The organism is Bacillus cereus group sp. MYBK79-1 (genome assembly GCF_051915365.1).
Lineage (GTDB): Bacteria > Bacillota > Bacilli > Bacillales > Bacillaceae_G > Bacillus_A.
This window is the reverse complement of sequence record NZ_JBQAEO010000014.1, coordinates 102,871-121,200: the sequence shown is the minus strand read 5'-3', so window position 1 is coordinate 121,200 and position 18,330 is coordinate 102,871. Positions and strand designations below refer to the sequence as shown.

Genomic DNA, 18,330 nt, shown 5'->3' with positions numbered 1-18,330 from the left:
ATATGCAAATGATGTATGCTTTTGGCATTGGGCTTGTATTATTTTTAGCCGTATTCTTATTTATTCGTAAAGACGTTCAAGGCGGGACGTTAACGAAACGAGGCTTTTATAAAATGATCGGCTGTTTAGTTGTTATGTTTATAGCGATTATCGTAATGATCGTTTTAATAAATCAGTCACTATAGAATGAACCTTACTTGAGTAAGGTTTTTATTTTGCTATTTATAATGAAGAAACAAATTTTTAATAGAGAGTAGTGGGCGTTATGAGATGGAAAGCAGGAACGTTTGAAAAAATCGAAACGAATGACTCATCTGTTGAGAAAATTATAAACACGTTTAAGGAACAAAACTTAAATGGTGGCGCAATAATCAGCTGTTTTAAAGTAAATGACGAACAATTTTTCAACGAAATACCTTATGAAAGAGATAGATACGAGCATTTTTTTAGAAAAATTTTCAACTCTTTAGATATAATCAAAGACTTAGAGGAATTAAAAATACATACATCAGAAAAATATAAGTTTCAATTTCAATATAGAAGCGCAGTAATGCTTGATGGGAGTATTGCATTTCAAATTATAAGAGGAGGAGCATATAAATATTTTCCGGATAGAATGGTAATCGCGAAGCAATTAGCGAGCGATGTATGCCAATACATGTTCCAAGATCGTTATGAGGATATTATAGTGTTCGAAAGTCATGCTCCTTGGACAAATTGGTTTTACGATGTTGCATGGGATAATACTTGGATGGTGTTAGATAGTAAGGAACATAAAATGTGGTTAATTTGTGCTACGGATACGGATTGATAGAAGAGAGCCTGTAGGAATGCTACAAGGCTCTTTATCTTTTGGGAATGAATAGAAAATGAATCATATAAATGCTATACTAAAAAATGTTTGTAATGTCAGTTTCATACTATTATATAGTGATGACTTACTAGAAAAGATAAGAGGAGAATGAGCATGCAAAAGATAAAGAAATTATTGCTGTTAATGATGGTAGTAGGATTAACAGTAGGAGTTTTAGCAGGGTGTGCAAATCCGAAAGATACGACAGAAGAATTTTTAACAGCGATACAAAAAGGTGATGTAGAAAAGGCTCGTACATTTGTTGAGAGTGACAAGGAATTTAATAAACTAAATGAAAAAACAGATGATGCTGAGGCAAAAGCAATGCTGAGTGCAATTACGAAAAACTTTAAATTTGAAAAGCCAGAAGAAGTATCGAAAAAAGATGACAAAGCAGAAGTGAAAGTGAAAATTACATCTGCCGATTTATCCGTTGCTGTAACAAAAGCAGTGGGAGAAGTTATGCCAATGGCTTTCGCTAGTGCTTTTAGCGAAGACAAGGAGCAGTCTGAAAAAGCAATCGAAAAAACGATGACATCATCTATCGTCAAACACTTATCAGATAAAGATGCAATCATGGCAACTCGCGAAGTTACATTGAACTTAAAGAAAAACAAAGATGGCGACTATAAAATCGTTGCAGATGATAACTTGAAAGAAGTATTGTTTGCCAATGCGAAGTCTTTGGAGAAGATGTTTGGTGGGAAGTGATTTAGTTCTTGTAAAAGAATGATGTTCACAACATGTTAGAGTGCGAATTTGAACGTAGTAAAAAAGATGTCAGCATTTGCTGGCATCTTTTTTTATGCAATCTATAAAAATATAGTTATAACGAGTGATTAAAGTTTCACTTTATTTGCTCGTATATACTATGTTCCAAGAAGATTCAAGCTTTTCGATGTTTGTTTCAGCTTTTTTATAATCTTCTGTAGCTGATTTTAAGAGATATTCATAATCCAGTTCACTATTCTCAGTATTTCCATCAAATTGTTTCATCATTTTAAGTTGCTTTTCAAGAGACGATTTTAAATTATTAATAGATTCACCGATTAATTTAAATTCTTTATCAGAAAAGGAACTTGGATATTTATTAAAGTTTGTTTCTATTCTTTGTATAGTTGGATACGTGTATTTCTCGATGCTTTCAATACCCTCTCGAGCTTGCTTAATAATCTCGGCTTCAGGCGAGGATTTATCTATAGAAACGAGTGTTGCCAAATCGTTATTGCTGTGGCCTAAGTTCACTTCATCTAAAATATTGTGAAAATTGTCCATTAGTATAGCTTGATAAATAACGTTTCCGCTTGTTAGGTTTTCATTTGCTACGGTTGCTTCTTCATTTGAAAAGGCAGAAACTTTCTTTTTTACATCCATAATTTTATTTCGTAATGATTCATTATGATTTACTAGTTTTTCATGTTCCATCCCCACTGTGATTGCTAAAAGTTGAAGGTCAGATGCAATATCAGGGAAATCTGTAGCTTCTATCCATCCTGATTTTTGTGAAGCTTCATCGATTTTTTTAGAGACAGCATCAGCTTTCGCAATAAGAGCTGCTTTAATATCCTTTGTATTTTGTGTCTCTGTTTCAGTGTTTGTTGCTTTTACCGTGGTGGACTGTGTTGATGATGCTCCATTACTACATCCGGCTATTCCTGAAGTAATAGTAAGTGCGATTAATGCGATAGATAAATGCTTTTTATGTTTCATGTTCCGTTGCTCCTTATGTGTAGTTCTATGCTGTGATTATAATGGAAAGTTTTGAAATCTTATCCATTAAAATATAATAACATTACTTATTTATATTAACTATAGAATGTTAGTAATCGGAAAGGAAAAAATTTGTATATACGGAGGTGTGTTTGTGATCTGGATAGTAGTAAGTACGGTCATAAAATCCATTCAAGACGGGAGAGGAATTAGTGGGATATCATATCGAGAATCTTACATTTTTTAAGTTATAAATACTTCGAAAATATGATATATTAATATAATGAATTTAATTGGAGGAATAAATTATGAAAATTTTAAAGTCAAAGAAGTTATGGATTACTTTAGCAGTAATCGTTGGATTAGTAATTTCATATTCAATTGGCGCTAGTGGAGCCAAGGTTGCTATCGAAAAAGAAAAGGTTACATATGAAGAGGCAAAAGCGAAAGCAGAAGAAAAAGAGAACGAATTAAGTTACACGAAGAGCAAAGTCAAAGAAGGTATTGATGCAGAACAAAAGAAGCTTGCTGATAAAAAAATTGAAGTAGAAGAGACTTTGGCTCTAGTAGCTAATAAGAATCAATTAACATCAGAAGTTGATAAACTAGGTAAAGATGTAGAGGCTAAAAAGGGAGAAGTAGGCAAGTTGGACGGGGACATCCAAACTAAGACGAGCGAACTACAGAAGCTTACAGATGGTGTTAAGGCTAAGCAAGAAGAACCTAGAATGCTAGGTGCAGGTGAATATATCGTAGGTAAAGATGTCCCAGCTGGTCGTTATAAGGCTACAGCAGTAGGTCGTGGTAGTAACTTTGTTGTATACGATAGCAAGAGTGGTTCAGCGGCAGTAAATACCATTCTGGGCAATAGTTCGGTAGGTCGTGGAGATTATACTTTCTTTACCGGCACTGGTGATATTATCAAGACAGCAGAGCAAGTTAAACTTATTCCAGTTGAATAAATATTGGATAAGTTCGATCATGTAATAAATAGTAAAGTAGACAGTAGGAGTAAATACGATCATGAAAAAATGGATAATTTGGGCGGTAATTTTTTACGTACATTCAGCGGTACTGCTATATAAGGGAATTGACAAAATTGAAGGGTACTATATGGCTAGTGAATATAGTGAGTTAAATAAACATGTTTATGTGGGCGGAGACGCGTACAACTACATTATTAACTCGAACTTACTTACAGCATTCTTTGTACTTAGCGCAGCATTCTTTATCGCGGGAACTCTTTTAATTGCTACAGGATCGATTATCAAGGCCATTAAGGAAAAACAAGTAACTGCCAGTTCTGTCAATTAAATCACTGTACAAAAATAACGGTCTATCAGTTGATAGACCGTTATTTTCCCGATATGACCCCGGAGAGGTTCGAACTCACGACCTCCACCCTGTCAAGGTTTGGAAGTGAATATGGGGTATCATTATATGTATAATTGTTGATAATTCAACTTTTCCGATAACTCTATTAACACAATTATACATATTTGATTGATACTCTACAAGGGATTTTAACAACAATATTTAAAATGATAACCAATAGGGTGTCGTTTTCCATTCTTTAAATAATGTTGAATTGTGTTACGTGGAATGTTTAAATTTCGACCCGCCTCAGAGATTGATTGAAATGTAGTTTCTTCATTTTCATTTATTGCAACAATTTGTTTTTGTTGTTTTCGATATGCCATTTCCCAATTTTCTTTTTGGAGAAGCACCACACAATTTTCAAGTGAATATATTTTTCCGCCTTTTAAATCTTTGTCTAAATGATAGTCACGATTATATAGTAAATGTCCATTGGGCATTCGGTTATCAATATCATAAACGAAGTTATCAAAATCATGCCAACGTTCATCAACAGTAACACCTTTAGCGCCATAATATTTGTAATTTCCATTTGTTTTACAATAACATCTATCTTTCATATTTTTCCATGTAGAATATAAGTTGTGTTTCTTTTTATCTATCATGTTCATTCCTCCAATATAAATGTATTAGTATTATATTGGAAAGAAATATAGATGACAGGAGAAACTTCCTCGAAAAATTGTGACATTGAGCGGATTGAATGGAAGTATGGAAAAACAGATGAAGTTCCACACTTACATATTAAATGGAAAACAAACGAAAGCTACGCCCAATAGGAGCGTAGCTTTTTATATGTAATAGGAATGTATTCGGAATATAAATAACCACCAAGCTCCAAGAACTGGTGGTTTTGATGATTAATCAAGAAATTCAAAACGGTAACCAGAGGAATGTTTTTTACCACTTTTTAAAGCATTATAAACAGTTTGTCTCGAAGAATTTAATTTTTTACCAGCTTCAGAAACGGATTCGAATTCAATTCTTTCAGAACCATTAATGGCTACAACTGGTCGTTTATTGCTTTTATTTATAGACAAAATTAATAATTGACATTTTTTACATAAAGGATATCTTTCTTGGTTGATGAAATTAGAATATGTTTTTTCCGCTGTATCATCACAATCAAAATTACAACATTTTGTTGTAATTTTAGTAGCAACTCCTTTAAATTCTCCATAGGAAACAATATCAAAACCGCAAAGCTCTGTATTATAGGAAATCATTTCGTATGTTATTGGTATTGCTTTTCTTAGTAAATGCTTTTCTTTAGCATATCGAACATTTGGATGGCGAAGTGTTATAGATTTGTCTTTCCTTTTAAATGTTTTTTCAACTAAAGGTATTTTCTCCATGTGGCTGTCCTCCGTATAAACCAATTAATATATCGCTATTATACTTTAGATTTACGAGATAAGCTCGTATCATGGTGACGTTCAGGGAACAACTTAATAGTAACGTCGAGAAGTATAACTCGTGAAGTTAATGTGTGCATGGAAATATAGTAAATAACTAGATTAATTGCTATAATAAGTTAATTGATAAGAGCAAGTGAAGGAGAGAAAATGCTTGGCTAATAAGGATAACGAAAAAAACAAAAACATAGAAAAGTGGGAAAAGGTTTTCACGTGGATTGGTTTTGGTTTAGTGCCAATTGCCGTAGCTATGCCATTTATAGCTTATTATTTGAATTTAGCTGATGTTTTAGAAGGTTTAGGAGAAGTAGGAGATTACATTGGAGGAACAACGGTAACGTTTTTAACGGGAGCTAGTGTATTTTTACTAATTGCTACTAATATTATGCAACGTGAAGAACTGAAGATTAGTAGGAAAAGTATTGACCAATTGGTTGAGCAAACAGCTGCATCAGTACAACAAGCTGAAGCATCAAGAGAAGAAACTAAAATCACCAATGAAACGATGAAAAAACAGCAATTTGAAACAACCTTTTTTAACATGGTTACTTTACATCGAAATAGTGTAGATAGATTAAAAATTGGAGATATTGGAGGAAATGAAGTCATTAAATCATGCTTGCAAGCCTTCAATGACGAGTATTTTAAAATTGCGAATTCTACATTTAAAAAGATGTATGAAACAGATGATTACAATGAAATTGTTGGTTTATTTGCATATTTAAACACAAAAGAAATTCCGGATATCGAAGAAGTTCAAATAAGTAACAAGGAAGAAGTATTAAGTACTTTTCATAAATTAGATTTTAGAGATGTGGGGGCATTTCAAAAAGATAACAAGATGATTAAAGAATTTATAAATTATGCGTATGCTAAACCTGATGAAAAGTCTATTGATGAAGCTTATCAGATATTTCATCTTAAGTATGATGGTATTTTAGGAAGTTATTTTAATAGCATAACTACAATTATAAAGTTTCTCCAAGAGAGTCCATACGAAATGGAAGACAGAGAAAATAACAATCAGAATAATAAAATCTATAGAAAAATATTCTTCTCGCAGTTTTCGCCTAGTGAAATGATGATGCTATATTATTATGTGAAATATTTGAAGGGAAACGAATGGCTATTAGAAGAATTGAAAGCTTATAATTTGTTTTATCCACGTTTGGTAGAGACACTATATTTATTTTGGGATGTAGACAGGAGTAATATAGAGGAATTATCAAAGTAATATAACTTCCTGAAAATACACTAAACAATTTGTTTAGTGTATTTTTTTATAAATGAATTTTAAAAATTATGTATGTCAAAATACCAAACGTATATTCTGGTGAATGTGATATAATGGAATAAATAGAATATTGATACAAAGGAGTGATTTTATTTGACCGAAAACCAAGACCAAGATTCTTATTTTTTATTTAAATGCGTGGAACAGCAATTTACAGAAAGCACTTTAGATGGTAACTTTTATTTTGCTCGGAATAGCTATTTTATAGATTTGGAGGAACAGCAAATTGATAAAGGTATTGGAGATAAACGGGAAGGTGTCTGGAGTGAAGTGATAGACTCACAGACAAGTAAGTTTGTTATTACCGTTGATGGGGAAGAAGTACCAATAAATTTTGAAAGAGCGGTTTATCGTCAAGAACATGAGAAATTGAAAGATTGTCCAATATGTTGTTTTGTAATGCTATCTGCCCCAAATGACATGAAGTTTGATGAAAAAACAGGTGAAATCAAGCTTAAATCAGAGATAGAAGAAAAATTGGCAGAACAATTCGCTGGAAGAGATTTAATTTTTTTAGGTGATTTTGGTGAATTGATTACAAGGATTAATAAAGCTTGTAAAAAAGATGGGTTACATATGTTGCGTGGAGTAATTAAATATTATGATGATAAAACGGAGTCACATCCTTTATCCAAAGAAGAGTTCGAAAAGTTTCCACCCAAAGCACTTTTTTATAAACGGAAATTTTTTGAATTTCAGAAAGAATATCGTTTTATTCTTACTCAACCACAAGACAAAGATATATTACTAAACGTAGGGAATATTAGAGATATATCGTATAATTTGGGTGAAATAAAATCTAAGAAATTACCGATTGAATTTAAATATGCACCAGATGTTACTAGTTGATGTCTAAAATAAAAATGGGAGCTCATTTTAGAGCTCCCATTGATAATTTGTTACTTAGCTCTTGCTTTTAAATATGCTTTACCAAGTTCATCATTGTATTTCGTTTCAAGTTGTTTTGCTAACATCATAATAATCAAATTAGAATTGTTAATGACAATTTTTTGAGCTTCAATTGACTCGTCTTGATTTTTGATAATTTTATCTTGTCGTTCAAGGTCAAACTTGCTACCAAGAATATCGTCTTCAAGACAAGTAGCAACTTCTTCAATAAAATTTTCATCAAATATTCCATTGAAATCTCGTTGGATATCAACATTGGCATACGTTCCCATTTCAATTATCCACTCTGATAAATTTTTAATTGATTTTTCACGAGTTTCAAGTTTCGCTTTCAATTCTTCATTTTCCGTTTTAAGTGATACTACCATTTCTTTTGTTGTTTTTTTAATTTTAGTTGTCATAATAAATCAGTCTCCATTTCGTTTTTGTTTTTCATTACACCACTATTATATTGATTGACTTCGTTATGTAAGGAAGCCAAATAGACTTTCTTCATTTTTATTTTTTCTTCATATAATGTATCGTTTAAATGTTTGTTTTTCATTACACCGCTATTATATTGAGACTGATTTAATCGTAAAGTGGAAAATGTGGCGAAATTGTGAATAAGTATGCGCTATTCACTTTGAGACGAGTTTCTTCATATATAAATAAAAAATAAGTATTTTTGAATATTAATATTCAAAAATTAAATTTTTAAAATATCCTTTCGGCAATTGGAAGGTATTGGTTGCTTCGTGTGGTAATAAATAAACATGCCATATAAAGGAGTGATATATATGTTATCCGAAGAGGATTATGAAAATATGAGTATTTCTGAGGGGTTGGAACATTACAGTCGTTTGATGCGAATGTTCAAAAAGAAAGGTGTCATACGAACAAATAATTTTGTTGGTGATGTGGGCGAATATGTCGCAATCGAACATTATAATGCTACGCCACATTTGCCTAATTTACGTTTGGTCGAAATAGGAGCACAGGATATAGATGCCGTTAGTGATACTAATGAACGATATAGCATAAAAGCATCAAGTGGAAGTGCTACGGGAATATTTAGAGGATTAAACCCGCCAAATTCCAATTTGCCTGAAAAAAAGAAATTTGAATATGTAATTGTTGTGCTTTTCAATGATGATATGAAGCTAAGAGCCATGTATGAATTTGATTGGGAATCGTTTTTAGAGGTTAAATTACGGAGTAATACTCATGACGGATGGTATATAAATATAAGTGAAAAATCGAAACGTAAATCCAGAATAATATACGAACGATAACATACATAAAAAAGGTACTCGGTGTTTTACCGAGTACCTATTATTTCATTTCTTTTATCATTTCCAGACGTTCTAGCCGTCGAGTTTCCCGTTCCTGTTCTTGCCTTATCGTTTCATCATCTTTATGAAACAAATCGTCCCACACCGTCATAGCGAACATTAGCATCATTATTATGACCGATACGAATAACAATATCGTTTTCACACGCTCAAAATCTACTCGTTTTTTCACCATTGGTATACCTCTCATTTGGATATTCGTCTAAAGCGTGGTCCAATCTTTCATCATGCAAAAACATATAACATTGCCATTCTGGTTTACTTCGGTTACGTGTGGAATACAGGAATTGACAGTCGTTCTTCACCAAGTATTGAAACAAGCTGTATTTGTATATGACTTTTACAGGCTCTTTTTTCTTCACTTGTATCCCTCCCAAATTGGTAATTTTAATATTCGTATGGGCGGTATTTTTTTCGTAACTCGATGAGTTCTTTTCTTTTAGCGAATAAATCAGATTTTAAAAACAAGCTAACACATCCCAGTTTTTTAACAGGTATTATCTTGCCATTTTTTATCATATGAGAAAGTCTAGCTCGGGATATTCCTAAATATTCAATTGCTTCTGGAGTAGTTAAAACATTATCACGTACCCACTGACGTATGTTTTCAGGCTGTAACATATATAGGCCATTCACATTAACTACTCCTTTTTGAATATTTATTTTCAATCCGCATTTGATACGAATAAGGATATTTATATTCATCGCATAGCGCATACAAAATTTTCGCTACTTTCCAATCAATATTGGAAATCAAATCAATTAAGAATGTAACGCCTCGTTCCATTAACATCTCAGCGGTCATTTCTAAATCGTTTACAAGATTGAATTTTTCGTTTGGGTCTAGATACCATTTTAAGTATGTGTGCACCATTGGTACATTCCGATTACTGTATTCCGCCATTAACATATTTATCATCGTCATTGTTAAACGTCTGTTCATATCAATAGCCCCGTAGAATGCTTTCGATATAATCTGCGGTTGGCATGTCCAATAACTTCAATATATGAATCAAGTCGAAACATCTTTTCTCTTCGATTACTCCCGCTACCAAACTAGCATCCTTTAGCAATCCGATTTCCACATAATATTCAAATGTCATCATTCCTACGTACTGGTCTTTATGTACGTAAAACAAACTTGTTAATACATCAATTGCCGATGATATGTTTTTTTGGTTCATTATCATTAACCTCCTAAATATTGTTAATTTAATTATATTAGCATTAAAAGTTGCTCTCAAACCTTAATAACGCTGAAGGACATATTAATAAATCAACAATACTCACAAGGGGAGCGTTCGCGACATGAAAGTAGCGAATGTAGTGGGCGACACAGCTTGTCTGTATCGTCTGGTTTTTCGTAGCCAATGTAACCATCAACTCGCTTTATGTGTTCAAAAAAATTTTTCAATACATCTTTTGTTATTAGTGCCATGTTTCATTCCTCCATCAAATTATAATTTTTCATTAGTAATTGGAGGTATTATGTAATTTGTCAATTTTTGTAACATTGATTGACGTATCTTTATATTATCAATGAAAGCGAATTATGTCTAGGTATTTTTGTATATTTTACACCTAAACACGAACTTATGGAAGTTATTTATTATTAATGTTCGTTTTTGTTCGAGGGCTAAATGTAGTTTTAGCATGTGTGGCAAATTGATTTGCCGCTATGTAAAAATGACGTTGTTATGATGATTAATGGGAGATACAGGGGAAGGGGTAAAAACGATTGTAGGGGTATGCAAATGCGAATTATAAAATTTGAAAAAATTAAAGTTGAAAAGGTAGTAACTGTATTGCTGCCTTTTATCATTGCTACTGATTATATATTGGTTACTATTGTTACTAAAAACCATGGACGGGACAGGCAAGCTGTCCCGTCACCTTTCGTGCTACGCACTCAGGTATCGCTGTTTTTGCCTTCGGCGCTTTTTGTAAAACTGGCACATTTATATATATTTTGTTTAAAGAGGTACTCGCTCTAACGGTGGTCCTAATGACTTTTCTCACTACGTTCTCACACTTTTTAATGATTTTTGTTAAAACGATATTTTTCATATGGCTTCCTTACAAACCATCTATTTTACCTATAATAGTTGTATAGATATTTGGGAGGTAAATCTTATGCGACAAACAGAAATTTTTGGTATGACTCGTACAATCAATGTAGTAGATGCCATTTGTGGAGCTGGGAAAACATCTTGGGCGATTCAATATATAAATGAAAGCAATAAACGAATGAAGCAATTAGCTTTTGGGGAAGAACATGAAAAGTTTATTTATGTGACACCATTTCTTAATGAAGTTGAACGTGTTAAAGATAGCACCAACATTGGTTTTGTTGACCCTGAAGTTATCAATGGTAAAGGTTCAAAAATGAAACATTTCCGAGCTTTGATAAATGCTGGTCAATCAATCGTAACAACTCATGCGTTGTTCAAAAAACTAGATTTAGATACTTTAGAAATGATTGAAGATGCTGGCTACACATTAATCATGGACGAAGTTGCAAACGTAATGGAACAGTACAACATTGACGACGATGATTTTAAAGTGCTAATACGAGATGGCATGATTAAAGTTGAAGATGATGGTACGGTGGTTTGGCTCGATGATGATTATAATGGAAGTAGATTTTACGATATTAGGATTTTAGCAGAAAGCGAGAATTTAACGTACATTGACGGAGTTGCTTTGTATTGGACGATGAACACAAGAGCTTTTGAAGCTTTTGAAACGGTTTTTGTTTTAACTTATATGTTTGATGGGCAACAACAATGCGGTTACTATAAAGCCAATGACATTAAATTCAAAAAGTTCAGCGTTGATAATCAGGATGGTCGTTATGAACTCGTTGATTATAATCCGAAAGTTGAACCAAGAAAAGAAATGTATGACTTGCTGAACATTTATGAAGATTACCAGAAGGGGAAATCTGTCAGCGTGATGAACAGCAATTTTGATTTTCGAGAAAAATTAACATTACAACAAAACCAAGCTTTGCTTTCATCAGGTTGGTTTGATAAAGCATCTGACGAAGAACTGAAAAAATTAAAAAACAATTTAAACAACTACTTCAGAAATCAGGTGCCAACAGACAACGACAATTTGTATTGGACAACAAAAAAATCAACAGCTTCAACATTGAAAAATCCAAAATGCAAATTCAATAAAAAAGATAACCGAAGCAAAGATAATTATTTGCCATTTAATGCTCGAGCTACAAATGATTATGCGAATTGTACAGCTATGGCATTTGTTTACAATCGTTTTATGAATCCGATGGAGAAACGATTTTTCAAAAATTACGGCGTTGAAATTGATGAAAATGCGTTAGCTGTATCCGATTTAATTCAGTTCATGTTCCGTGGTTGCATTCGCAAAGGCCAACCGATGAATTGTTACATACCATCCGAACGAATGCGAAATCTATTGAAGGATTGGGCGGAATACAAGATTTAGAAGGAGACGGGCTATGTAGCTCGTTATTTTTTTGAAGAAATCGTATCTTTTTCGAGATATTAGTTTACTTCCATACGAGTACTGTATATATATTTTGTAGACAAAAATAGACAAAAGGAGACATTGAAATGGAGAAAAAATATGATAAAAAATCGGTATTACGTTTACCAGAAGACGCCGATAAATATTTTGAAACGCATGCTAAACGCTTAGGAACTAAAGCAAATACATTAAAGACAATTGTGTTAGTTCAGCAAGCTCGAAAGGATGAAAAATTGAATATTAATATTCAATAAATATTGTTGAGTAGTTTTCTTACCAATTAAACATTATCAACTTAACATCTTAAAATTATGCTAAATAAATTAATGGAGGATTAGATTATGGGGTTTAAGGCAAATAGAATATGTGTTTTTTGTGGGCAGTTAGCAAAAAGCAAAGAAAGATGTGTTTGTCAGAAGTATAGAGCTAAGCCCAAAAGTGGATATCATCCAAGTACCACAAGAAAATTTCAGAGGTTACGTAAGCAGATTATATTAAGAGATGATGGACATTGTGTGCGGTGTAGAATTAAATTTGGATTATTTATCACTGATAACCTACAATGCCATCATATCCAGTCCTGGCGTGATTATCCAGAATTAGCTTACGAAGAAAGTAATTTGATTACATTGTGTAAACATTGCAACTTAGAATTAGGAAATAGAAATAAACTGGATTTTAATTATGAAGTCAAAAAAATAACTCCATTCATTGCTTTATAAATGAATTATTGAATAGCAGATTAATAGCCCCCTGTCCAAAAAGAAAAAACAGTAGGCGATGAATGGACATAGCGGTGACAAATAAGGAAAAAATTTTTCCCCATAACTTATTTTTTTGAGTATGTTTAATGCTATCCTGTATAGAAAATTGTGAATAAATGGGGATATTGAAGAGATAAATAAGAAAGGAATACAATACTATGACTAGACCTACTAAATCTGTAAGTCAAATGACAAGGAAAATATCAAAAGCTGAAAAACAGGCACGGGAAGAAATGGAAAGAAAACTTGTAAGAAATCTACAATCAAAACCTGAAGCATGGTTATCTATGAACGAGAAAGAACTAGCAATTTTCAATAAGTTAGCAAAGCTAAATGAAAATTTTACTGAAGCAGATTCTATTAGTTTATCAATGTTAGCAAAGAGTATGTATCGTTATCATTTACTAAATAATAAGTTGGAAGAATTAGATGAGGTACATGAATGTTCAATGGAATTTGAGAAACGCATTCAGGCTTATGAAAAATCAATTACAACACATATGACTGCGTTATGTATTCCACTTAGCCAACGTTTGCGATTAAGTAATGAAATGGCTAAATTAATGATTGAAGAAAAGAAACTAGAACAAATGAATACAAAAAATAAACAGGAAGTCAATCCATTACTGGCTCTATTGGAGGAAGATGATGATGAATAAATCTGTGCAGATTATCGCTTCAAATCAGCTTGAAAAACCTTGCATTAATTTCTTCCATGAGTTCGATGTTTTACAGTATTAAAAAGACTATGGATATATATAGAATTACTAATAAATAAGATAAGTCCTTCTTGAAAATGAGACCTATCTTATTTATTAAGTGAATTTCTGTTTTACAAAGTTTGTTTTAAAATATTAATCTCTTAAGAATATATGATGTTATACAGTTCTCGGATTTCATCTTGTGCAGCTGTGTCATATACCCCATTAATATTTGACTCATCTTGCAATTTAAAAGAATATTCAGGAGTGAAGATATTCCCAGCCAGTCTGTAATCTTGTTTGTAATATTCAATACCTGAATTTCTTCTGAATTTTCCTAAGGAAACAAAAATAACTTTTTTTACTTTTGCATGCATTAACAAATTCCTTATTGTTTCAAATGATGTGCCGTTGTTTAAATAATCATCTAAAATACATACGGTTTTTCCTTTTAGTTTCTTCAAATAATCGGGATTGATATTCATACTTGGGAAATGTCTTTCGCAGTATAATCTGTCATCATTGTTTGTAAAAGAATGACTTTTTTTGATTTTTGTATGCCTAATAAAAAGGGGGTCTGTTAATCTTTTTCCCATTAATATTCGTGCTCGTTCTTTCAATGCCCAAATGTCTTCATTAATATCAGTTCCAGAAGATGGCATGAATGACCAAATATCAACGTCTTTAAATATTGGATTATGTATAATTGATGCTAAAAAATGCAACTGTAATACTTTGAAGTATTTTTTATTACCATGTTTCAGTAGGTTTCTAAAACCATCAACAATTTCTTTTTCTGTCTGTGGTACATTTCCTTTGGAATTGGCACTAGTTAATGAATACACTGTAGCATTTTCATCAATATTTACTTTGTAGAACCAAACTTTTTGATTTTTGATAATTTGAATAACTTTATGCAAAGCTTTAATTGTTGGGATTTCTATGCCGTACTTTACAGCCTTTTCGTCTTGAATATCGGACCATTTAGGAGTAAGAAGTGCAGTTTTGGTGCTAGCGGCTATTTTCAAATCATCATCGTTACTCCCAACTAATATATAAGTGCCATTATTATCATTTTTTAGTAATTCTCTCACTTGCCATCTGTAACAAAACTCTATGAAATCAAATTCTTCTAATAGGTCAGCTACCTTAGCACGGTTATGTGACATTATAATGATTTTATCTCCGGCATTATTTAATTGCAGTATTAGTTCCCTCATACCATCATAAACAAGATTTCTTTTATTTTTTAATGTAGATGTTGGAAAAACAATTGTTTTACTCATAGTTTCTTTCCCCCTCAATATATCTTGTAATTATTTCATTTATTAATTCATCGATTGAAAATCCTGTGATTTTGGACATGTGTTCAAGTTCTTTAAATGATGAAGTTTTTAGATTAATATTTACAGATGATGTTTGAGTTTCAAATGTATGATACATTACATCACTAGAGTTTTTTATAGGATATGCATTCCCAGTTGTAAGCAATTTTTTTACACCAGATGAAAGTTTTTCTGGTTCTTGAATTATATTAGGACAGAATATTTTTTTCCCTTGTTTATATGCAAACCGTGACGTATGCATTGTGCCACTTTTTTCGTCTGCTTCGAATATAATTACTCCTTGTGATAAGGCAGATATAATTCGATTACGGGCTACAAAATTATGTTTTTTTATATTTGTTTCTATGGGATACTCTGATAACAATAGTCCATCATTATTTAAAATTGATTCAGCTAAATCTATATTTCCTTTAGGATAGATTGTATCTAACCCATGAGCTAGAACAGCAATAGTTTTCCCTCTATTATATAAGCAGGATTGATGAGATTCGGTATCAATCCCTTTGGCTAAACCACTGACTATTACCACATTTTCTTTAACAAGTCCTTGAACTATATCATGGACGGCTTCGACAATATGTTTGCTTGGTTTTCTTGTCCCAACACAAGCTATTGATTTTGGAGAATTTAGTAATTCAACATTTCCTTTCGCGTATAGGAATAGAGGTTTTTTATCAAGAGCTTTTAAGCTTGTGGGATATTCACTATCATAATAGGATAGTATCCTTATGTTTTGTTTTTTATTGTTAGTTATAAAAACATCTGTCGACTCTTCAACTTTCTTTATATTATCAATATTGTAAAAAATATCAAGTTCTTTGTCGCTAAAGATGTTGTATTTAAATTGTAATTCGACAACACTACCTTCAAACAATAAAGAAAAATCTTTTTTTGAAAAATTCCTAGCTGCATAATCTATAAAACCACCGTTTATACCAAGCTTTTGTAACATTAATAGATTTTTAAGCATCTTCACTCCCCCATAATGTATTTCATCCTTAAGTTTTAAGCGTTTTAAAGTCAAAAGAAAGTGAAAATCTTCTTTTTACTTTGCAATCTCATAAATTCTGTTAGAAAAAAATATTTATATCAAACAATAGTTCTCATTTTATTATAACCGTTAAATGAAAATAAATAACATATGAATTCTTGTCTTTTTACTCTGTGTTATTTATCTTTTTGAAAATTATTTTGTGAATAAGATAAATGAAGAACAATTATCTTATTATTTTAGTGAATCTTGAGGTGCTCAAATATATTATTATGTAAATCTTACATTTAAATTAAAGTGAGAAAGCCAGTAAAATAGTCATTTTACTGGCTAACACTTATACTCTCAATTGATGATGAGTGTATTTTCTTTTTTTTTCAAAATTCCTTTATAATTGTCTTTATTAATAATAAGAATGGGGGAGTACCATGAGGGTTTATCATGAAGGAGATAATATTTATTTTCATGACCAAGAACAAAACGTTTTTGGGTATACAAATTATGTGGAAGAATTGTGGCATAAAATGCAGTCTGTAAACTGGAAAGTTATATGGGGAAGACCAAATTCAAAAGGGGAAAGAAAAGGATATATTGGTACATATTCAAAAAAGCTTGGGCAATACAATAAGTTACATCAAATTGTAATGATACACTGGTATGGACTTGATGTGCTTAAGGAAGCTTATGAAAAAGATTTTATAGTTGAACATATGGACAATAATTCTTTTGACTGTACTATTGAAAATCTTAGCTTTGCTCCAAATAATGTGAACATTGCCAAGGGACAAACTTATGACATTGAACGAGTTGAGGCAATGCCTATAGCTGCCATAAATATGTACAAAGACTTTGAAACACAGAAATATCAAATTACAGTAGGTTTCAATGAATTTGTGGTCAAGAAAACCGAAGAAGGTTTAATCGGCATAAATGCACTTCGGTTTGTTTACGAAAATGACTATAGGAGAACCTTAATGGACGCGCAAGATATTTTATATGAACTTGTAACTAATGGAATTATAGACCCTAAGAAGCTAAACCATATTTATATGGAAGAAGAGCCAGCTGTATTTTATGAATTAAAAGATGGAGAAGAAAGTCCTGGGGTAGTAGAGATAGATGGTAAAGCACATTTAATATTGAATGAACATACACGTCTTATAAAAGTTGCTCCTAAAAAGGCATTATATAAAAAATAAGATTAATATATTTTCATATCAACTGGTTAAAGAAATGTACAACTATAAGATAAATTAAATAAATCCTACCTTGCTTCATGCAAGGTAGGATTTATTTTAATCCTCATAGTCTTCTTTGCGTGGGGCACCTGGATAGTGTCGTGATTCAAGTGCTTCCCAAAATTTGTTTTCTACCTCAGTACCCATATTGTGAAACCAATCGCTATGCAAAGAATCTTCTAAAGCTTGATAAAGCTTACCGTTAGCTGCAGAAAGCATATAATCTTTGTGTTTTTGTTCTTCCATTTTCTTTTTATTAATTAGGAGAACCCATATAATTGTAAAATTAAAAACACCAATTGCTATGATATCATTCCACATCGAAATGTCATCATCTGACAAGGGTAAAAATTGAAGTGCAGCAAAAATGAAGCCACCTAAAATAATGAGAAGGCTAAGGTATTTTGCATTCCAAGTAGTTACTACAACAAATAAAGCACTTAAAATGGCTAAAGTTGTCATAAAATAACCGTTGGTAGGAGAATAAAATAATTTTAATAATACTATTATTATAGAAATTAAAAAATATAGTCCGATAACACAATATGGATGAAAAATGTCTAAACGTTTGTTTTCTTCCGGATTTTGTTTTTCCATATTTAATTCCTCCTAACTTTTCGAAATCTGGATTATCATACCAAATAATAGATAAGTAGGAAAGAAAAATTTTATTAGAACCCTACATTTCAAAAAATGAGCCATCTGAAAAGGCGGTTAAAGATATTGCGGACTATTTAACAAAAGTTGCTCTGAAAAATGAGTAGCTTTTTTATTTATTAAAGTTTGTCACTAATTTCTTTTCATACAAGGCCTGTATTTTGGGGTGATTTTGAAAATTAAGTATATCTATACAAAATTATGATATCTATTTCAAGGACAGCAGAC

Annotated in this window: 24 protein-coding genes; 13 read left to right on the top strand and 11 right to left on the bottom strand. The window is 31.8% G+C overall.

Translation table 11 applies throughout. The features are described from left to right. Positions 1-2: 2 nt before the first annotated feature. From ACTFOB_RS20455 to ACTFOB_RS20445, 3 genes are all read left to right on the top strand, one after another. Complete coding sequence (locus ACTFOB_RS20455; RefSeq protein ID WP_001178300.1) at positions 3-185, top strand: DUF3976 domain-containing protein; 183 nt, start codon at positions 3-5, stop codon at positions 183-185. 80 nt (positions 186-265) lie between these two features. Next, positions 266-811 carry a hypothetical protein gene (locus ACTFOB_RS20450; protein ID WP_440025412.1) on the top strand — a complete coding sequence of 182 codons (546 nt, stop codon included), beginning with the start codon at positions 266-268 and terminating at the stop codon, positions 809-811. A 156-nt stretch (positions 812-967) separates the two neighbouring features. After that, positions 968-1,564 carry a hypothetical protein gene (locus ACTFOB_RS20445; RefSeq protein ID WP_140160041.1) on the top strand — a complete coding sequence of 199 codons (597 nt, stop codon included), beginning with the start codon at positions 968-970 and terminating at the stop codon, positions 1,562-1,564. 141 nt (positions 1,565-1,705) lie between these two features. Here the strand turns inward: ACTFOB_RS20445 and ACTFOB_RS20440 are convergent, their stop codons facing one another. Further along, positions 1,706-2,563 carry a hypothetical protein gene (locus ACTFOB_RS20440; protein ID WP_440025410.1) on the bottom strand — a complete coding sequence of 286 codons (858 nt, stop codon included), beginning with the start codon at positions 2,561-2,563 and terminating at the stop codon, positions 1,706-1,708. Between the two features lie 308 nt (positions 2,564-2,871). Here ACTFOB_RS20440 and ACTFOB_RS20435 point away from each other — a divergent pair, with 308 nt between their 5' ends. Together ACTFOB_RS20435 and ACTFOB_RS20430 are read left to right on the top strand one after the other, a co-directional pair. Further along, positions 2,872-3,525 (top strand): hypothetical protein, encoded by a 654-nt coding sequence (locus tag ACTFOB_RS20435; RefSeq protein ID WP_440025408.1) that lies wholly within the window; start codon positions 2,872-2,874, stop codon positions 3,523-3,525. 61 nt (positions 3,526-3,586) lie between these two features. Then, a complete protein-coding gene (locus ACTFOB_RS20430; protein WP_440025406.1) occupies positions 3,587-3,877 on the top strand; it encodes a hypothetical protein in 291 nt (96 codons plus the stop codon). 209 nt (positions 3,878-4,086) lie between these two features. Here the strand turns inward: ACTFOB_RS20430 and ACTFOB_RS20425 are convergent, their stop codons facing one another. Beyond that, positions 4,087-4,545, bottom strand: a complete 459-nt coding sequence (locus ACTFOB_RS20425) for an NUMOD1 domain-containing DNA-binding protein (RefSeq protein WP_440025404.1) — start codon at positions 4,543-4,545, stop codon at positions 4,087-4,089. Positions 4,546-4,800: 255 nt separating this feature from the next. Beyond that, positions 4,801-5,295, bottom strand: a complete 495-nt coding sequence (locus tag ACTFOB_RS20420; protein WP_440025402.1) for a hypothetical protein — start codon at positions 5,293-5,295, stop codon at positions 4,801-4,803. Between the two features lie 214 nt (positions 5,296-5,509). On the opposite strand from ACTFOB_RS20420, the gene ACTFOB_RS20415 reads away from it, so the two are divergent. Continuing rightward, the gene (locus tag ACTFOB_RS20415) at positions 5,510-6,589 is read left to right on the top strand and encodes a putative phage abortive infection protein (RefSeq protein ID WP_153592757.1); all 1,080 of its coding nucleotides are present in this window, start codon (positions 5,510-5,512) and stop codon (positions 6,587-6,589) included. Between the two features lie 153 nt (positions 6,590-6,742). Then, positions 6,743-7,498, top strand: coding sequence for a hypothetical protein (locus ACTFOB_RS20410; RefSeq protein WP_153592756.1), 756 nt, complete (start codon positions 6,743-6,745; stop codon positions 7,496-7,498). 50 nt (positions 7,499-7,548) lie between these two features. Here ACTFOB_RS20410 and ACTFOB_RS20405 read toward each other — a convergent pair whose 3' ends face one another. Further along, positions 7,549-7,959, bottom strand: coding sequence for a hypothetical protein (locus ACTFOB_RS20405; RefSeq protein ID WP_440025400.1), 411 nt, complete (start codon positions 7,957-7,959; stop codon positions 7,549-7,551). 378 nt (positions 7,960-8,337) lie between these two features. Between ACTFOB_RS20405 and ACTFOB_RS20400 the strand changes: the two genes are divergently transcribed. After that, positions 8,338-8,832: a DUF6998 domain-containing protein gene (locus ACTFOB_RS20400; protein ID WP_440025399.1), complete on the top strand. Its 495-nt coding sequence runs from the start codon at positions 8,338-8,340 to the stop codon at positions 8,830-8,832. A gap of 40 nt (positions 8,833-8,872) precedes the next feature. Here ACTFOB_RS20400 and ACTFOB_RS20395 read toward each other — a convergent pair whose 3' ends face one another. From ACTFOB_RS20395 to ACTFOB_RS20380, 4 genes are all read right to left on the bottom strand, one after another. After that, positions 8,873-9,067, bottom strand: a complete 195-nt coding sequence (locus ACTFOB_RS20395; RefSeq protein ID WP_153592754.1) for a hypothetical protein — start codon at positions 9,065-9,067, stop codon at positions 8,873-8,875. Between the two features lie 212 nt (positions 9,068-9,279). Next, positions 9,280-9,513 (bottom strand): helix-turn-helix domain-containing protein, encoded by a 234-nt coding sequence (locus ACTFOB_RS20390; RefSeq protein ID WP_440025398.1) that lies wholly within the window; start codon positions 9,511-9,513, stop codon positions 9,280-9,282. 16 nt (positions 9,514-9,529) lie between these two features. Then, entirely contained in the window at positions 9,530-9,835 is a 306-nt protein-coding gene (locus tag ACTFOB_RS20385; protein WP_153592753.1) for a hypothetical protein, read from the bottom strand. Between the two features lies 1 nt (position 9,836). Further along, a complete protein-coding gene (locus tag ACTFOB_RS20380; RefSeq protein ID WP_153592752.1) occupies positions 9,837-10,076 on the bottom strand; it encodes a hypothetical protein in 240 nt (79 codons plus the stop codon). A gap of 949 nt (positions 10,077-11,025) precedes the next feature. On the opposite strand from ACTFOB_RS20380, the gene ACTFOB_RS20375 reads away from it, so the two are divergent. The 4 genes from ACTFOB_RS20375 (at position 11,026) to ACTFOB_RS20360 (ending at position 13,828) form a co-directional block, all read left to right on the top strand. Beyond that, a complete protein-coding gene (locus tag ACTFOB_RS20375) occupies positions 11,026-12,363 on the top strand; it encodes a hypothetical protein (protein WP_228496040.1) in 1,338 nt (445 codons plus the stop codon). Between the two features lie 128 nt (positions 12,364-12,491). Next, on the top strand, positions 12,492-12,659 hold the full coding sequence (locus tag ACTFOB_RS20370; protein WP_153592751.1) for a hypothetical protein: 168 nt from the start codon (positions 12,492-12,494) through the stop codon (positions 12,657-12,659). Positions 12,660-12,746: 87 nt separating this feature from the next. Next, entirely contained in the window at positions 12,747-13,127 is a 381-nt protein-coding gene (locus ACTFOB_RS20365) for an HNH endonuclease (protein ID WP_440025395.1), read from the top strand. Positions 13,128-13,327: 200 nt separating this feature from the next. Beyond that, positions 13,328-13,828: a hypothetical protein gene (locus ACTFOB_RS20360; RefSeq protein WP_440025393.1), complete on the top strand. Its 501-nt coding sequence runs from the start codon at positions 13,328-13,330 to the stop codon at positions 13,826-13,828. A gap of 203 nt (positions 13,829-14,031) precedes the next feature. Here the strand turns inward: ACTFOB_RS20360 and ACTFOB_RS20355 are convergent, their stop codons facing one another. Both ACTFOB_RS20355 and dprA read right to left on the bottom strand, forming a co-directional pair. Continuing rightward, positions 14,032-15,156: a phosphoribosyltransferase gene (locus tag ACTFOB_RS20355; RefSeq protein ID WP_440025392.1), complete on the bottom strand. Its 1,125-nt coding sequence runs from the start codon at positions 15,154-15,156 to the stop codon at positions 14,032-14,034. Then, positions 15,149-16,186 (bottom strand): DNA-processing protein DprA, encoded by a 1,038-nt coding sequence (dprA, locus tag ACTFOB_RS20350; RefSeq protein WP_440025390.1) that lies wholly within the window; start codon positions 16,184-16,186, stop codon positions 15,149-15,151. Before dprA ends, ACTFOB_RS20355 begins: the two co-directional genes overlap by 8 nt. 449 nt (positions 16,187-16,635) lie before the next feature. Between dprA and ACTFOB_RS20345 the strand changes: the two genes are divergently transcribed. Continuing rightward, positions 16,636-17,406 carry a hypothetical protein gene (locus tag ACTFOB_RS20345; RefSeq protein ID WP_440025388.1) on the top strand — a complete coding sequence of 257 codons (771 nt, stop codon included), beginning with the start codon at positions 16,636-16,638 and terminating at the stop codon, positions 17,404-17,406. A gap of 96 nt (positions 17,407-17,502) precedes the next feature. Here the strand turns inward: ACTFOB_RS20345 and ACTFOB_RS20340 are convergent, their stop codons facing one another. Then, positions 17,503-18,042, bottom strand: a complete 540-nt coding sequence (locus ACTFOB_RS20340) for a hypothetical protein (RefSeq protein WP_440025386.1) — start codon at positions 18,040-18,042, stop codon at positions 17,503-17,505. Positions 18,043-18,330: the final 288 nt, after the last annotated feature.

Bases quoted from the DNA above. Each gene is read 5' to 3' on its own strand.
- ACTFOB_RS20375 (WP_228496040.1), top strand. From the start codon at position 11,026: ATGCGACAAACAGAAATTTTTGGTATGACTCGTACAATCAATGTAGTA.
- ACTFOB_RS20380 (WP_153592752.1), bottom strand. From the start codon at position 10,076: ATGAACCAAAAAAACATATCATCGGCAATTGATGTATTAACAAGTTTG.
- ACTFOB_RS20340 (WP_440025386.1), bottom strand. From the start codon at position 18,042: ATGGAAAAACAAAATCCGGAAGAAAACAAACGTTTAGACATTTTTCAT.
- ACTFOB_RS20370 (WP_153592751.1), top strand. From the start codon at position 12,492: ATGGAGAAAAAATATGATAAAAAATCGGTATTACGTTTACCAGAAGAC.
- ACTFOB_RS20455 (WP_001178300.1), top strand. From the start codon at position 3: ATGCAAATGATGTATGCTTTTGGCATTGGGCTTGTATTATTTTTAGCC.
- ACTFOB_RS20405 (WP_440025400.1), bottom strand. From the start codon at position 7,959: ATGACAACTAAAATTAAAAAAACAACAAAAGAAATGGTAGTATCACTT.
- ACTFOB_RS20445 (WP_140160041.1), top strand. From the start codon at position 968: ATGCAAAAGATAAAGAAATTATTGCTGTTAATGATGGTAGTAGGATTA.
- ACTFOB_RS20450 (WP_440025412.1), top strand. From the start codon at position 266: ATGAGATGGAAAGCAGGAACGTTTGAAAAAATCGAAACGAATGACTCA.
- ACTFOB_RS20345 (WP_440025388.1), top strand. From the start codon at position 16,636: ATGAGGGTTTATCATGAAGGAGATAATATTTATTTTCATGACCAAGAA.
- ACTFOB_RS20355 (WP_440025392.1), bottom strand. From the start codon at position 15,156: ATGAGTAAAACAATTGTTTTTCCAACATCTACATTAAAAAATAAAAGA.
- ACTFOB_RS20430 (WP_440025406.1), top strand. From the start codon at position 3,587: ATGAAAAAATGGATAATTTGGGCGGTAATTTTTTACGTACATTCAGCG.
- ACTFOB_RS20365 (WP_440025395.1), top strand. From the start codon at position 12,747: ATGGGGTTTAAGGCAAATAGAATATGTGTTTTTTGTGGGCAGTTAGCA.
- ACTFOB_RS20425 (WP_440025404.1), bottom strand. From the start codon at position 4,545: ATGATAGATAAAAAGAAACACAACTTATATTCTACATGGAAAAATATG.
- ACTFOB_RS20400 (WP_440025399.1), top strand. From the start codon at position 8,338: ATGTTATCCGAAGAGGATTATGAAAATATGAGTATTTCTGAGGGGTTG.
- ACTFOB_RS20390 (WP_440025398.1), bottom strand. From the start codon at position 9,513: ATGTTACAGCCTGAAAACATACGTCAGTGGGTACGTGATAATGTTTTA.
- ACTFOB_RS20395 (WP_153592754.1), bottom strand. From the start codon at position 9,067: ATGGTGAAAAAACGAGTAGATTTTGAGCGTGTGAAAACGATATTGTTA.
- ACTFOB_RS20440 (WP_440025410.1), bottom strand. From the start codon at position 2,563: ATGAAACATAAAAAGCATTTATCTATCGCATTAATCGCACTTACTATT.
- ACTFOB_RS20435 (WP_440025408.1), top strand. From the start codon at position 2,872: ATGAAAATTTTAAAGTCAAAGAAGTTATGGATTACTTTAGCAGTAATC.
- dprA (WP_440025390.1), bottom strand. From the start codon at position 16,186: ATGCTTAAAAATCTATTAATGTTACAAAAGCTTGGTATAAACGGTGGT.
- ACTFOB_RS20360 (WP_440025393.1), top strand. From the start codon at position 13,328: ATGACTAGACCTACTAAATCTGTAAGTCAAATGACAAGGAAAATATCA.
- ACTFOB_RS20385 (WP_153592753.1), bottom strand. From the start codon at position 9,835: ATGAACAGACGTTTAACAATGACGATGATAAATATGTTAATGGCGGAA.
- ACTFOB_RS20420 (WP_440025402.1), bottom strand. From the start codon at position 5,295: ATGGAGAAAATACCTTTAGTTGAAAAAACATTTAAAAGGAAAGACAAA.